The 14,060-nt window shown below is 64.7% G+C and carries 10 protein-coding genes and 1 pseudogene; 3 read left to right on the plus strand and 8 right to left on the minus strand.

What is annotated here, in order from left to right:
* The first annotated feature begins 260 nt into the window (after positions 1-260).
* From NP552_RS05545 to NP552_RS05555, 3 genes are all read left to right on the plus strand, one after another.
* Positions 261-674 (plus strand): DUF4398 domain-containing protein, encoded by a 414-nt coding sequence (locus NP552_RS05545; RefSeq protein WP_043863221.1) that lies wholly within the window; start codon positions 261-263, stop codon positions 672-674.
* Between the two features lie 52 nt (positions 675-726).
* On the plus strand, positions 727-1,515 hold the full coding sequence (locus NP552_RS05550) for an OmpA family protein (RefSeq protein WP_043863220.1): 789 nt from the start codon (positions 727-729) through the stop codon (positions 1,513-1,515).
* 138 nt (positions 1,516-1,653) lie between these two features.
* A complete protein-coding gene (locus tag NP552_RS05555; protein WP_274096538.1) occupies positions 1,654-6,234 on the plus strand; it encodes an NEL-type E3 ubiquitin ligase domain-containing protein in 4,581 nt (1,526 codons plus the stop codon).
* Between the two features lie 48 nt (positions 6,235-6,282).
* Here NP552_RS05555 and NP552_RS05560 read toward each other — a convergent pair whose 3' ends face one another.
* The 8 genes and pseudogenes from NP552_RS05560 to NP552_RS05595 form a co-directional block, all read right to left on the minus strand.
* Positions 6,283-6,612, minus strand: a complete 330-nt coding sequence (locus NP552_RS05560; RefSeq protein ID WP_043863218.1) for a hypothetical protein — start codon at positions 6,610-6,612, stop codon at positions 6,283-6,285.
* Positions 6,609-7,526: an alpha/beta hydrolase gene (locus tag NP552_RS05565; protein ID WP_043863217.1), complete on the minus strand. Its 918-nt coding sequence runs from the start codon at positions 7,524-7,526 to the stop codon at positions 6,609-6,611. Before NP552_RS05565 ends, NP552_RS05560 begins: the two co-directional genes overlap by 4 nt.
* On the minus strand, positions 7,498-8,775 hold the full coding sequence (locus NP552_RS05570) for a flavohemoglobin expression-modulating QEGLA motif protein (RefSeq protein WP_043863216.1): 1,278 nt from the start codon (positions 8,773-8,775) through the stop codon (positions 7,498-7,500). The genes NP552_RS05565 and NP552_RS05570 overlap by 29 nt, the downstream gene beginning before the upstream one ends.
* A 24-nt stretch (positions 8,776-8,799) precedes the next feature.
* A complete protein-coding gene (locus tag NP552_RS05575) occupies positions 8,800-9,345 on the minus strand; it encodes a hypothetical protein (RefSeq protein ID WP_100633066.1) in 546 nt (181 codons plus the stop codon).
* Between the two features lie 27 nt (positions 9,346-9,372).
* Complete coding sequence (locus NP552_RS05580; RefSeq protein ID WP_043863214.1) at positions 9,373-10,077, minus strand: TetR/AcrR family transcriptional regulator; 705 nt, start codon at positions 10,075-10,077, stop codon at positions 9,373-9,375.
* A gap of 100 nt (positions 10,078-10,177) precedes the next feature.
* Entirely contained in the window at positions 10,178-11,680 is a 1,503-nt protein-coding gene (lysS, locus tag NP552_RS05585) for a lysine--tRNA ligase (protein ID WP_043863213.1), read from the minus strand.
* A 71-nt stretch (positions 11,681-11,751) separates the two neighbouring features.
* A protein-coding gene (prfB, locus tag NP552_RS05590) for a peptide chain release factor 2 (protein ID WP_100633065.1) occupies positions 11,752-12,847 on the minus strand; the annotation gives its coding sequence in 2 pieces (ribosomal slippage) (positions 11,752-12,774 and positions 12,776-12,847; 1,095 coding nt in all).
* Between the two features lie 140 nt (positions 12,848-12,987).
* Positions 12,988-14,029: pseudogene (locus NP552_RS05595) on the minus strand (diguanylate cyclase); the annotation flags it as partial.
* Positions 14,030-14,060 lie beyond the last annotated feature (31 nt).

The raw sequence follows: 14,060 nt of genomic DNA on the forward strand, positions 1-14,060 counted from the left end.
AACCACAAACCCCGTCTATACCCATACAGGCACGCGTACTACGCACGCGCTGCAAAGTTCCCCCGAAAACCTACTGACCGATCAGTCAGATAAAAACACGATAAGGCGAGACTTTTTTCTGAACTATTCAAAAAACGCTTCGGTCACAGCCAATAGCCATTACGGCAAAACCCCTAAGCTACGGGCATATCGTGTTCCCCAGGCTGACGGGCCATGCCGATGGATTGTTACGGAATTCGTTGTTCATCAGGAGTGATCCAATGGAGTTGACCACCATGAAGACCCGCACCGAAAAAACCTCCTTCACCCAACTGCGCGGGCTCAAGCTGGCTGCGCTGGCATTGGGCAGCAGCCTGGTTCTGGCCGGCTGCGCAGGCAATCCGCCAACCGAGCAGTACGCCGTAACGCAGTCAGCGGTGAACTCCGCCGTCAGCGCGGGCGGTACCGAGTTCGCGGCGGTGGAAATGAAGGCGGCTCAGGACAAGCTCAAACAAGCTGAAATCGCCATGCATGACAAGAAGTACGACGAGGCCAAGCGCCTGGCCGAACAGGCCGAATGGGACGCTCGCGTCGCCGAGCGCAAAGCCCAGGCGGCCAAGGCCGAAAAAGCGGTGCAGGACGCCAACCAGGGCGTGCAGGACCTGCGTGAGGAAGGCATGCGCAGCGTGCAGTAAGCCGCTCGCCTCACCGACCCATGCATTCGTAATCGATAAAGGATGACCCACTATGCGTAAACACGTGATGATCCCCGCCCTTCTGGCCTTGAGCGTTGGTCTGGCTGCCTGCTCCACGCCGCCTAACCCGAACCTGGAATCCGCCCGCACCAACTTCTCCGCCCTGCAGAGCAACCCGCAGGCGAGCAAGGTCGCGGCGCTGGAAACCAAGGACGCGCAAGACTGGCTGAACAAGGCCGACCAGGCCTACATGAACAAGGAAGACGAGAAGAAAGTCGACCAGCTCGCCTACCTGACCAACCAGCGCGTGGAAGTGGCCAAGCAGACCATCGCCCTGCGTGACGCCGAAAACAACCTGAAAAGCGCTGCCGCCAAACGCGCCCAGGCTCGCCTGGATGCCCGTGATGCGCAAATCAAGCAGTTGCAGAACAGCCTCAATGCCAAGCAGACCGAACGCGGCACCCTGGTGACCTTCGGCGACGTGCTGTTCGACTTCGACAAGGCCAACCTGAAAAGCAGCGCCCTGCCGAACATCACCACCCTGGCGCAGTTCCTTCAGGAAAACCCTGACCGCAAGGTGATCGTCGAGGGCTACACCGACAGCAAGGGCTCTGCCAGCTACAACCAGTCGCTGTCCGAGCGTCGCGCCAACGCGGTTCGCACCGCACTGGTACGTGCCGGCGTAGACCCATCGCGCATCGTGGCCCAGGGCTACGGCAAGGAGTTCCCGGTGGCTGACAACTCCAGCAACTCGGGCCGTGCGCAGAACCGTCGCGTGGAGGTCACCATCTCCAACGACAACCAGCCGGTAGCGCCACGCTCGGTAAGCAAAGCCTACTGACAGGCTGAGCAACCCGCAGAATCCCGCCTGTTACAGGGCGGGATTTTTTTTGCCTGCCCCTTGCGCAAATAACTACCACCGCCACCTGCCGGGCCTCTGGATCAATGCCACATTCCCCCTCCACAAGGACTGTGCACCATGCCCACTTCCAACACCGACGCGCAGGTGCGTCAATTCGATACCCTGTTCTCGCCGCTTGAAACCCAGGAGCAACCGGCCTGGCTGCAGCAGGCCAGCCCCGAGCAACGACGCCAGCTGCACCAGTACCAGGTACTGGGCCGGCTGGCCCGACGGCGGGCAACGCAGGCATTCGCGCAGGTTCAGAGCCTGTACACCTACAACCTTCTGGACCTGTCTGCGAAGGACTTCGCCACCGTCACCGCACAGGTGTTCCATCGCGTGCAGCAGCGCAGGAGCCTGGACGAGGTCTACCTGACCTACCTGCAGGCCATGCTCCAGCGCCGTACGCTGCTTGACGCCAAGCAGGATGCCTACCTGGCGACCCTGCGCGAGGAATACAGCATCGCGCACATCCGGGGCCACCTGGGCAGACAAGGCAGGCAGTTGCTCGAGTGGATCATCGGCGCCTATCCGGACGGTTCGGTGGAGTTCCCACAACAGGGCCCGTACTTCGGCCCGGATGTAACGGTGTGCACATCGCTCAGGCTGTTCGACGACCTGCTGGTGCCCGGCATCCTTCTGCTCGGCCCGCCGGTGGACGATGCCCCGTGCGTCGCGTACATGCCGGGCCACCCGCAGCACCCGCTGAAGCAGTACCCCTCGCGCACGCACTTCTTTTCCAACCTGCGTGGCGCGCTGGCGAGCACCGCCTTCCAGCAGTACTTTCTGCGCTTCATCCCCCTGCGTCACCAGCAGCGGGTGGTGAGCAGCTGGCAGGCCAGCGACGCGATGCTGGACCTGCCGATGGGCACCAGCGCCCTGGACCAGGGGCTGCGCTGGTTCGTGCAGAAGCACATGATCGAGCTCCTGCTCGACGATGCGCGCCTGCTGATCCCGACCACACCGCAGCAGGCCGACAGCCTGAACACCCTGTGCACCCCGTTCGCCAGCGCTCTCGAAGCGCATCTGCTGATCGGCGCCGGCGCGGGCCTGTGCTGCACCGAGGAAGACGAAGGCCAGGCACCTTCGCAGTGGGTCACACCGCTGCGTGTGATCAAGCCGGCACCCGCCGACTATCGGCGCTGGCTACCCGACCTGAGCAGTTACCGCCTTGACGCCGCCAGCTCCCCGACCGGGCAACCGGATGCCATGGGGCTCTACACCCAGGGCGTGCACAAGGCGATCATGATCAACCAGGCGTTCTACCGGGTGGAGCAGGCCCCCGAGGGCCACTGGCAGATACGCCACCCCACCGACAAGGATGCCTACTGCCCGCCTCTTTACCACAACGGTGCCGGAGCCTGGCACCATCGCCACGAGCAGCCCCAGCGCTGGGAACGCCTGTCGCTGCTGCGTCGCATGGGGCCGCTCGCGGCCGGCTTCGACGATGCGCGCCTGCTGGAGCTGGGGCGCGTCAGCGGGGCTGACAATTCCAGCCTGCGCCAGATGTACCTGCGCGACCGACCCGCGCCCGCGCTGCTGGTGCATGTGCTGCAGCGGGCACGCATTCAGGACCAGGTAGCGCGCAGCATGGCCCTGATCGCCCAGGGGCTGGCGGTACCCGAAATCGATGATGTGCCCCAGCTGCAGGCCTTCTACCAGGCCGTAGCCGTCTATCTGGGCAAGGAACCGGCATCGAGGCGAACCCGTCGCAGCGGCGATTCGACCCCTACCCCCGGCGACACCGCCACCCCCTGCACCACTGGCTGCAACCCGCCGCCGGCCGACCTGTACGATGCCTGGTCACCACGGCTCAATCGGGCGATCGCCTTGCACCGCTTCGAACTGGCACAACTGGATACCGATCATGCGGTGCTGGAGCTCCAGCAACGCTATCCGAACCTGCCACTGAGTGTCGCGCAACGGCTGCTGGACGAAAACCGCCAGCGCATCTATGCCCCGCTGCAGGCGACCCCGCCGCTGCCCCTGCCTCTGGACGTGGCCGAGCAGGCGCGTGCCCTCGACCATGACGCGCGCCTGAGCAATGCCCTGGAGGGCTTTACCCAGCCGGCCTCGATCAACCAGGACACCTTCATCCTGGCCGTGCGCCTGCTCGAACACCTGGACCACTGGCCGGCCGGTACCGCGCTGCTGCTGCGCAGCGGCGCACGGTTCGGCACCCCGCTTGCAGCGCTGGGCCAGACCGATGTCGATACCACCTCGGTGTACCTGGATGAAGACGAGGGCTGGCACGCGATCAGCGCGACCCAGGTGCTGCTGGCCCAGGACACCAGCGAGTTCGGGTTCTACCGCGCATTGCTGCATGCACTGGGCGAGTCGCGCAGCGCGCGGCTGGGCTTCGGACTCAACGAGCCGCAGCGCCTGCACCAGCGCCTGATGGAAATGGCGCTGGCGCGCCCCACCCGCGCCCGCCTGCTGCTGGGCCTGCCGGTGCAAAGAAGCTGGTTGACCACCACCGCCAATGCCCCGACCCAACGCAGCCCCAGTCGTGGCGAGCAGAACATGTTCAATCGCGAACCACTGCATACCCGCCTCGAACGCCTGATCAGCCACCATCGGCTGCCCATTGCGCGCCGCTACGTCAATGCCTACATCGCCCATCTGCTCAGCCAGAACCAGCCCATCGGCGCGCACGTGACGCAGCTGGAACAGGAGCGCCTGCAACTCGATGGCAGCCTGGACCGGTGGGTCGAACAAAGTGCCGATGCCACTGCCCGCGCCGAGCGCACAGAGGTGGCGCAGCAGTTGGTGCGGGCCTGGGAATGCCGCATTCTGCGCCGGCGGGACGAGGTTCGCATCGACAGCCAGCAGGCGTTGCCACCGTTGTCGGTGACGTTGCCGGCAGTGGTGGCGCTGAGGGTCCTGGATACACCGCGCATCGACGGCCTGGCAGCCTTCGTGCAGCGCTTTCCGAACCTGCACAGGCTGGAACTGGTCAACCTGCCCCTGACCGAGCTGCCGCAAGGTCTGGAGAACCTGCACCGGCTCAGCCACCTGAACCTGTCGCGTACCCGGCTGACACCGACCCGCCTGGCCGAACTGGGCACCCTGAGCGGCTTGCAGACCCTGATCCTGAACGACATCGACGTGCCCGACTTCAGCTGGACGGCCCAGCACATGACCCGTCTGCTGACCCGCGACTCGCTGCGCATTCTGACCCTGCAGGGCTCGAGCGCGCGCTTCGAACAGGGCGTTTTCGCCGCACTGCAGCAGGCAACGCACCTGCACACCCTGAACCTGGCGCAGAACCTCATCAGCTTGAGCGAACAGGACATCATCGATCTGGGTGGCCTGCAGCGCCTGGTCAGCCTCGACCTGTCCGCCAACCCGCTTTCACGCATGCCGGACGTGACCCGCCTGCAGGCCCTGGAAGAGCTCGACCTGTCGTACCTGGCCTCGCCCGTCGACCAGTGGCCCACGGGCCTTGAGCGGCTGCCCCGGGTGCACAGCGCCGACCTGCGCGGCCTGGCCATTGCCAGCGTGCCCGAAGGGGCCGGCCTTGTACGCGGCCTGCGCATGGCATACGAGTACCTGCCCGAATCACAGCGCCAGCGGTTCGAGGACGACATGATCGCCACGGGCAACACGCTGCAGGACTCCGATGCATCCAGCGCCGGGAGCTCCGACTCGCAGGGCTCCACCGACGTCGAACCGGCTTCGGTGCGCCACGCCACGGCACTGCGCGACGCACCGCGCCTGTTCGAAGGCATGTCCGCTGACGATCAGGCACGGGCCCGGCAATTGCTCGAAGACAACGGCTCGGCGGTGATCGAGTTCTTCGCCTTGCTGCTGCGCCAAGACCGCCTGCACGCCTTGCCGCCAAGGCACACGGCAATGCGCACGCGAATCCAGGCATTGATCCGGGGGGCTTTCGGCCAGGACCTGCGCAGAACCCTGTATGAGGTGGCGCTCGAGGCGGTGAGTTGCATCGACCGCGATGCGGTGGTGTTCTCGCAACTGGAAAACCTGCTGCACGCCGACCTGGCGCTGGCCAGCGTGGGCGATGCGGCAGCCGAGGGCGAACTGATCGACATGGCGATCAGCCATTGGCGCGCACTGCGCCTGCGCGAGCATGTCAGCGCCAACCTGCCGGGCTGGCGCCGCCTGGGGCACCAGATCGACTACAGCGAAATCGAACTGCACTTCAGGATCGCGTTGACCACGCGCCTGGGGCTGCGCGACCAGCCGGCCACCCAGGCCTTCACCGGCTACACCCGCTGGGTTACCCCGGCCATGCTCGATGAAGCCTGCGAGGCCGTGTTGCGCTCCCAGATGAGCCAGTTGCCCGACTACCTCTATGGGCAGGCCTACTGGCAGCGCTACCTGGATTTTGCCGCGTCACCGCAACTGGAGCAGGTCAACCGCTGGCGGGATCGAATCAGCGAATACCTGGACGCCGTCAGCAACGAAGAACTGCCGCCGCCCTTGAGCGAGGATGAACAGGCGCGCCTGCGCGACATCCTGCACCTGAGTGGTCGGCTGGGCCTGCACGAAGCGCTGCCGGACATGCTGTCGCTCAACAGCAGCGAATACCGCGCGGCCTACCAGGCCTTGATGAAACGGGTCGAACAGGCCCGCATGGAACTGACCAGGACCATTCTGCGCGAGCCGCGCCCGGGCCCTTCGTCACGTAGCTGACGCGTGCCCGGTACGCCGCAGGTATTCACGCGGCGTACCGGGAACCGCTTACTGCTGGACCTGCTGGGGCGTCTCCTGCCCCATGCAGCGCACCGCCTGCTTGCGGTTGTCCACCAGCACGCCGGTCAGGCCCTTCTGTTCGGTGTCGAACAGCACCAGCACGCCATCGATGCACTGCGCCACCTGCGCCGCCGGCTTGAGCGAGATCTTGTAGTCCTCCCCCGGCACCGTCTTGAGCATGGTGTAGTCGGCCAGCAACAGTGCATCCTGGGGCTTGGCGAAATGCAGGTAGCCGTAGTACCAGAGCACGCCCACCGTACCGATGATGCTGCAGATACCGGTAATGATCAGCGGGATGGCGTTGCGTTCTTCACTCATTGCGACTTCTCGTCAGGGTAATTGGGGACTTCGGCCAAGCGCCGCAGCCCGTTGAAATGCTCGGGGTCATCCAGAAAGCGCAGCATCACCTGGCGCCAGGTCTTGTCGGCGAAGGTCTGCACATGCCCGCCACGGGTCAGTTGCAGAACCCGCGGTGGCGGCGCGGCGCGGTACAGCGCCAGGCCGTTGGCCAACGGCACGATCGGGTCGTCGATGCTGTGGAAGAACAGCTTGGGCGGCGAGCTCAGCTGGTCGATCGACCCGATGGCGCTGTCGCCATCGGGTACCAGCCACGACAACGGCACCTGGAACGGCCAGGTCAACCAGGAAGTGCTCAGGGCAAACTGGCCCACCTTGCGGTAGCTGGCCGGCACCCCGTCGAACACCAGGGCCTTGAAGCGCTGGCGCTGCTCGGGATGCTGCGCCAGGTAGTGAATGCCCATCGCCCCGCCCAGGCTCTGCCCCAGCAGCACCAGCGGCTTGCCCTGCACTTCGGGAGCCTGCTGCAACCAGTCCAGCGCCGCGGCGATGTCCTGGTACACCGCCGGCAGGGTCGGTTCGCCCTGGGACACCCCGTACCCCCGGTAGTCCACCAGCAGCACCTGGTAGCCCTGCTCGGGCAGCCACCAGCTGGCGCCCAGATGCCAGGCCAGGTTGCCGCCATTGCCATGCAGGTGCAGTACCGTGCCCTTGACCGGCACCCCGGCCTTGGCCGGCAACCACCAGCCGTGCAGGCGCGTGCCGTCCTCGGTGGTCAGGCTCACGTCGCGGTAGGCCAGCCCGGCCTTCTCGGGCGTGAACGGCAGGCCACGCTCGGGGTAGAACAACAGCGAACTGCAGCCGGCCAGGCTCAGCAGCGCGGCCAGCAGCCCGACCCGCCAGTGCTCAGAGAATGTTCGAATAATCGGCTTCAATCCGGTCCAGGCTCAGATGGTTGAGGAAGTTGGAAAAACACATCCAGGCCGACAGCGCGTTCAGGTCGCGGAACTGCTCGGGCAGGTACTTGGGTGGCTCCACCAGGCCTTCATCGACCAGTTGGCGCAGGGTGCGCATGTCTTCCAGGGTGGTCTTGCCGCAGAACAGCAACGGAATCTGCTCCAGCTTGCCCTTGCGCACGGCCAACTGAATGTAGTTATAAACCATGATGAAGCCCTTGAGGTAGGACAAGTCCTTGGTGAATGGCAGGCCATTGGGCACCGAGCCGCGGAACACGCGGCTGGCATTGCCATAGCTTTCGGCCATTTCAAACCCCTGGGCACGGAAGAACTCGTACACCTGCATGAAGTCCGCCCCCTCCTCGACCATGTGGATGGCGCGGGTGCGGTTGGTGAGCTTGCGCAGGCGGCTGGGGTAGGAGGCAAAGGCGATCACTTCCATCAGGATCGCCAGGCCTTCCTGGGTCACCGTCGACGAGGGCGGGCCCTTGGCCAGGAAGGTGCAGATCGGCTGGTTGAGGCCGTTGAGCGTGGTGCCCACGTGCACCAGCCCTTCATGCACCTCCAGCGCGCGCACGTCGCGGCTGTTGAACATCGCGTCGCTGCGGATCTTGATATAGTCGGCGCCCGCCGCCGCGTCGGCGACGATACCGTCGGACTCGAACACGCGGATGGTTTCCTCGGCCTCGCCGAACACCTTGTTCAGGCGGCCCTGGAGCAGCTCCACGGCCTGCTTGGCGGTGAGGTCCTTGGGTTCGTCCTTGAGGTCGCCGCGCCCGTCGATGTTGTTCAGGTAGTCCGAGAGCATCAGGCCCAGGTCGGCCAGGGTCGGGTCGCCGGCATGGAAGGCGTCGGAGGCGGCGCCGTAAAGCTCCTGGGAAATCAGGCCGAAGTCTTCGGTGCCGCGCGCCTCGAGCATGCGCACCACCATGCGGTATTCCTTGCACATGCGCCGCATGATCTGCCCGACCGGGTTGAACTGGCCGAGCTGGCGGGTGATGTCGCGCTCGATGTTCTGGAACTCGAGCTTCACCGCGCTGGAGTCGAACGACAAGGGCCTGCCCTGGTAGTAGGCGCGGTCCACGGCCGGCATTTCCCGGCCCTTGGCCTTGAGGAAACCCTGGCGAATGCTGTCGTCCCATTTCACCGCATCGAGTACGCGAATAGGGGTTTGCGCCAGGACAATGCGATCAGACAGGGTGCGTATCGTCTGCTGGTACTCGTCCACCCGAAACTCCTTGTGTTGGCCAGCCTACTTGCCGGCCCGCTGAAAACGTGCGACTTCGATGAACAGGTCGGAGTTGGCCGGGTCGTCCAGGTAGGCCAGCACCCGCGCCGCCGGGCTGTCGATAAGCACGCCCTGGCCGTTTTCCTCCGGTATCTCGATGGCGCGACCGCTCAGTTCCTTGTTCTTCAGGGCCTGGTTGATCTGCTCGACATCCAGGTTGTAGATCACCAGTTGCTTGTTGTCGATCACCTCGAAGCCGCCGATCAGGAAGTTGCCCCCCAGACGCTTGGGCACGCCGGCCGAGAGGTACCAGCGGTTGCCATGGCGGGCCACGGTGAAGACGTAGGTTTCAGGCTTCTTGCCCTTGGCGGTGGCCACCGCCTTGTAGGCGTTGTCGCCCCTGCGGCTGATCTGCAACGTCAGCGGCTCGCCCCAGGCGTCCTTGCTGGTCCATTTGCCGAGCAGGGCCTTGGGCGCCGGCTGGTTGGTCGGGATCGGCTCGTTGAACGTCACCAGGCAACCACTCAACAGCACAAACGACAGGGCCAACAGCACACGCCAGGCTTTCATCCGATACTCCTTGAATTAGGTAGAGCCTCAGGCCGATGCCAGCACCAGATGCAGGTATCGGGTAAGGATAGCGAGCATCTGCGCTTCGGCCTGGGGTTGTGCAGCATCGAGCAGGCCCTGATATTCCATCTGCTCGATGATGGCCGTCAACACTATGGCATCTTGCTGTGGCTGGCGCGAACCCACCACCTGCAACAGCTGGCAGGTGCCGCGCAGCAGGATCTGCGCATGCAGGCGCACCAGTTCGGCCAGCCGCGGGCACAGCAGCGCTTCCTGGCGAAACGCCTGCTCGGCCATCAGAAAGTCGCGGCGGTTGTGCAACTGGCGCTGCACGTACTCGGCGCCCATCTTCGCCACTTCGTCGGCCAGCTGCGCGCGGGCGCCGGGGCTGCCGTCGCCCTTGGCGATCAGCTGGCGCAACAACACCTCGGTGTTTTCCCACAGCTTGGCCATGTAGGCCGCGCTGCGTTCGACATACTGGGCGAAGGTGTCGGTGAGCAGGTCTTCGATGTCCTTGAAATAATAGGTGGTGGCCGACAGCGGCACACCGGCCTCGGCGGCCACCGCACGGTGGCGCACGCCGCGCACGCCATCACGCACGATGATGCGCATGGCCGCGTCGAGGATCTGCTGACGGCGCTGCTCGCTGCCCTGGCGGCTGGCCTTGCGCCCCTGGTACTGAACACTTTCGGCTACCGCTGTGGCCACGCCAGCAGCACCTTGTTGAGCCATTGCAGTCGTCACTGGGGTCTACCTCGTTGAATGCTGACTGATCGATCAGCTTGTCGCAGACATGAAAAAGCCGCCCCTAGAGGCGGCTTGTTCAAGACACTCAGGCCTGCGGGCGCATGTGCGGGAACAGGATCACGTCGCGGATCGACGGCGAGTTGGTCAGCAGCATCACCAGGCGGTCGATACCGATGCCCTCACCGGCAGTGGGCGGCATGCCGTACTCCAGGGCGCGCACGAAGTCGGCATCGTAGTGCATGGCCTCGTCGTCGCCGGCGTCCTTGTCGGCCACCTGGGCCATGAAGCGCTCGGCCTGGTCCTCGGCATCGTTGAGCTCGGAGTAGGCGTTGGCGATCTCGCGGCCGCCGATGAACAGTTCGAAGCGGTCGGTGACGTTCGGGTTCTGGTCATTGCGACGGGCCAGCGGCGACACTTCGAACGGGTACTGGGTGATGAAGTGCGGCTGCTCCAGCTTGTGCTCGACCAGCTCTTCGAAAATCATCACCTGCAGCTTGCCCAGGCCTTCGAAGCCCAGCACCTTGGCGCCGGCCTGCTTGGCGATGGCGCGGGCCTTGTCGATGTCGTTGAGGTCGTCGGCGGTCAGCTCGGGGTTGTACTTGAGGATCGAGTCGAACACCGACAGGCGCACGAACGGCTCGCCGAAGTGGAACACCTTGTCGCCGTACGGCACGTCGGTGCTGCCCAGCACCAGCTGCGCCAGCTCGCGGAACAGCTCTTCGGTGAGGTCCATGTTGTCTTCGTAGTCGGCGTAGGCCTGGTAGAACTCGAGCATGGTGAACTCGGGGTTGTGCCGGGTCGAGACGCCTTCGTTACGGAAGTTGCGGTTGATCTCGAAGACCTTCTCGAAACCACCGACCACCAGACGCTTGAGGTACAGCTCCGGCGCGATGCGCAGGAACATCGGCATGTCCAGCGCGTTGTGGTGGGTTTCGAACGGCTTGGCCGCAGCGCCACCGGGGATGGTCTGCAGCATCGGCGTTTCCACTTCCAGGAAGTCGCGCTGGATGAGGAAGTTGCGAATATGGTTGATGACCTGCGAGCGCACACGGAAGGTGTGGCGGGTTTCCTCGTTGACCATCAGGTCGACGTAGCGCTGGCGATAGCGCTGCTCGGTGTCGGTCAGGCCGTGGTGCTTGTCCGGCAGCGGGCGCAGCGACTTGGTCAGCAGGCGCACGTTGGTCATCTCGACGTACAGGTCGCCCTTGCCCGAACGGGCCAGGGTGCCTTCGGCGCTGATGATGTCGCCCAGGTCCCAGGTCTTGACCGCTGCCAGGGTTTCCTCGGGCAGGGTCTTGCGGTTGACGTAGACCTGAATGCGCCCGGTCATGTCCTGGATCACCATGAACGAGCCACGGTTGAGCATGATGCGACCGGCAACCTTGACCGGGATCGCTGCAGCTTCCAGCTCTTCCTTGGTCTTGTCGACATACTGTTTCTGCAGGTCGTTGCAGTAGCTGTCACGGCGGAAGTCGTTGGGGAAGGCGTTGCCCTTGGCGCGCTCTGCGGCAAGCTTTTCCTTGCGCAGGGCAATCAGGGTGTTTTCTTCCTGTTGCAGGTCTTGCGGGTCGAGTTTGAGGTCGCTCATGTGGTCACATTTTCCATCAGGGGTTCATTGCCCCCGCCCGCAGGCGAGGGTCTTGTAGCGGGTCGCGAAACTTACAGCCCCTGCTTGAGGCTGGCTTCCAGGTACTCGTCGATATCGCCGTCGAGCACCTTGTCGCAGTCGCTGCGTTCGACGTTGGTGCGCAGATCCTTGATCCGCGAGGCGTCGAGCACGTACGAACGGATCTGGTGACCCCAGCCGATGTCCGACTTGCTGTCTTCCAGGGCCTGCGACGCGGCGTTGCGCTTCTGCATCTCCAGCTCGTACAACTTGGCCCGCAGCATCTTCATGGCGGTGTCCTTGTTGGCGTGCTGGGAACGTTCGTTCTGGCAGCTGACCACGGTGTTGGTCGGCACGTGGGTGATACGCACCGCCGAGTCGGTGGTGTTCACGTGCTGGCCGCCGGCACCCGAGGAGCGGTAGGTGTCGATACGCAGGTCGGACGGGTTGATCTCGATTTCGACCTTGTCGTCGATCTCGGGGGACACGAACACCGCCGAGAACGAAGTATGGCGGCGTGCGCCGGAGTCGAACGGGCTCTTGCGCACCAGACGGTGCACACCGATCTCGGTGCGCAGCCAGCCAAAGGCGTACTCGCCCTTGATGTGCACGGTGGCGCCCTTGATGCCGGCCACGTCGCCTTCGGACAGTTCCATGATGGTGGCGTCGAAACCACGCTTGGACGCCCAGCGCAGGTACATGCGCAGCAGGATGTTGGCCCAGTCCTGGGCCTCGGTGCCGCCGGAACCGGCCTGGATGTCCAGGTAGGCGTTGTTCATGTCCATCTCGCCGCTGAACATGCGACGGAATTCGAGCTGGGCCAGGGAGTCTTCCAGGCCCTGGAGCACTTCGACGACGTCATTGACGGCGCCTTCGTCGTTCTCCTCGACAGCCATGTCGAGCAGCTCGCGGGCGTCGACCAGGCCGCCGGACAGTTCGTCCAGGGTGTCGACGATCTGCGCCAGCATGGCGCGTTCGCGGCCCAGTTCCTGGGCGTACTCGGGCTTGTTCCAGACGTTCGGGTCTTCGAGCTCGCGGTTGACTTCGATCAGGCGGTCATGCTTGTGATCGTAGTCAAAGATACCCCCGAATGGATTCGGAGCGCTCGGTCAGGTCCTTGATGGTGTTCAGGATCGGTTGGATTTCCATGGGCGGGCAGCTCTCGTGCGTATTCTGTGAAAAGCCGGAGAGTATAAACGAGTCTGCAGGTGCGCGGCAGCCCGTCGGGCGGCCTTTGGAGAAGCCGGCGCCTGATCGCGGATCAGCCGCCCCCACAAGGGCAGCACGATGCCCGTGGGAGCGGGCTTGACCCGCGATGGCGGTCTGTCAGGCCACCCCGACCTGGTTGCGCCCGCCATTCTTGGCCTGGTACAGGCCCTTGTCCGCCGCCGAGATCAACTGTCGGCAATGGCTGCCGACTGCCGGCGTGTGGGTGGCCAGGCCGATGCTGATGGTCAGCACGCTGCCCGCCTGCGGCATGTTGTGCGCGATGGCCAGGCCCACCACGGTCTGGCGCAGCTTCTCGGCCACCAGCCGCGCCCCGCCCGGCGAAGTGTTGGGCAGCACCAGGGCGAATTCCTCGCCACCGTAGCGTGCCGGCAGGTCGCTGGGGCGGCTGCACGAGGCACGAATCGCCTCGGCCACCTGGCGCAGCGCCTCGTCCCCGGCCAGGTGGCCGAACGAGTCGTTGAAGGCCTTGAAATAGTCGACGTCGATCATCAGCAACGACAGCTGCGACTGGTCACGCATGGCCCGGCGCCATTCCAGTTCCAGGTACTCGTCGAAATGCCGGCGGTTGGACAGCCCCGTCAGGCCGTCGGAGTTCATCAGCCGCTGCAGCACCAGGTTCGTGTCCAGCAACTGCTGCTGGCTGACCCGCAGCGCCCGGTAGGCTTCGTCACGCTGCAGCAGGGTGAGGTAGGAGCGCGAGTGGTACAGGATGCGCGCGACCAGCTCGATGTTGTCGGGCAGCTTGACCAGGTAGTCGTTGGCCCCGGCGGCGAACGCGGCACTCTTGACCAGCGCGTCTTCCTTGGACGACAGCACGATGATCGGGATGTCCTGGGTGGCCGGGTTGCTGCGGTACTCGCGCACTAGGCTCAGGCCATCGAGGCCGGGCATGACCAGGTCCTGCAGGATCACCGTGGGCTTGATCCGGATCGCCTGCGCAACTGCCTGATGCGGGTCGGCGCAGAAGTGGAAGTCGATGTTGGCCTCGTTGGCCAGGCCGCGACGCACGGCTTCGCCGATCATCGCCTGGTCGTCGACCAGCAGCACCATCGCCGAGTTTTCATTGGTGGTCGGGAACCCCACGAGCGGTAGATCATTCATGCGCGCCCTGCTCCCTGGCGAACGACCGGTT

Origin of the sequence: Pseudomonas sp. 8209 (assembly GCF_028682105.1) — a bacterium.
GTDB classification, from domain to species: domain Bacteria; phylum Pseudomonadota; class Gammaproteobacteria; order Pseudomonadales; family Pseudomonadaceae; genus Aquipseudomonas; species Aquipseudomonas palmensis.

Coding starts and splice junctions, on each gene's coding strand:
- NP552_RS05545 (WP_043863221.1), top strand. CDS start 261: ATGGAGTTGACCACCATGAAGACCCGCACCGAAAAAACCTCCTTCACC.
- NP552_RS05550 (WP_043863220.1), top strand. CDS start 727: ATGCGTAAACACGTGATGATCCCCGCCCTTCTGGCCTTGAGCGTTGGT.
- NP552_RS05555 (WP_274096538.1), top strand. CDS start 1,654: ATGCCCACTTCCAACACCGACGCGCAGGTGCGTCAATTCGATACCCTG.
- NP552_RS05560 (WP_043863218.1), bottom strand. CDS start 6,612: ATGAGTGAAGAACGCAACGCCATCCCGCTGATCATTACCGGTATCTGC.
- NP552_RS05575 (WP_100633066.1), bottom strand. CDS start 9,345: ATGAAAGCCTGGCGTGTGCTGTTGGCCCTGTCGTTTGTGCTGTTGAGT.
- NP552_RS05580 (WP_043863214.1), bottom strand. CDS start 10,077: ATGGCTCAACAAGGTGCTGCTGGCGTGGCCACAGCGGTAGCCGAAAGT.
- lysS (WP_043863213.1), bottom strand. CDS start 11,680: ATGAGCGACCTCAAACTCGACCCGCAAGACCTGCAACAGGAAGAAAAC.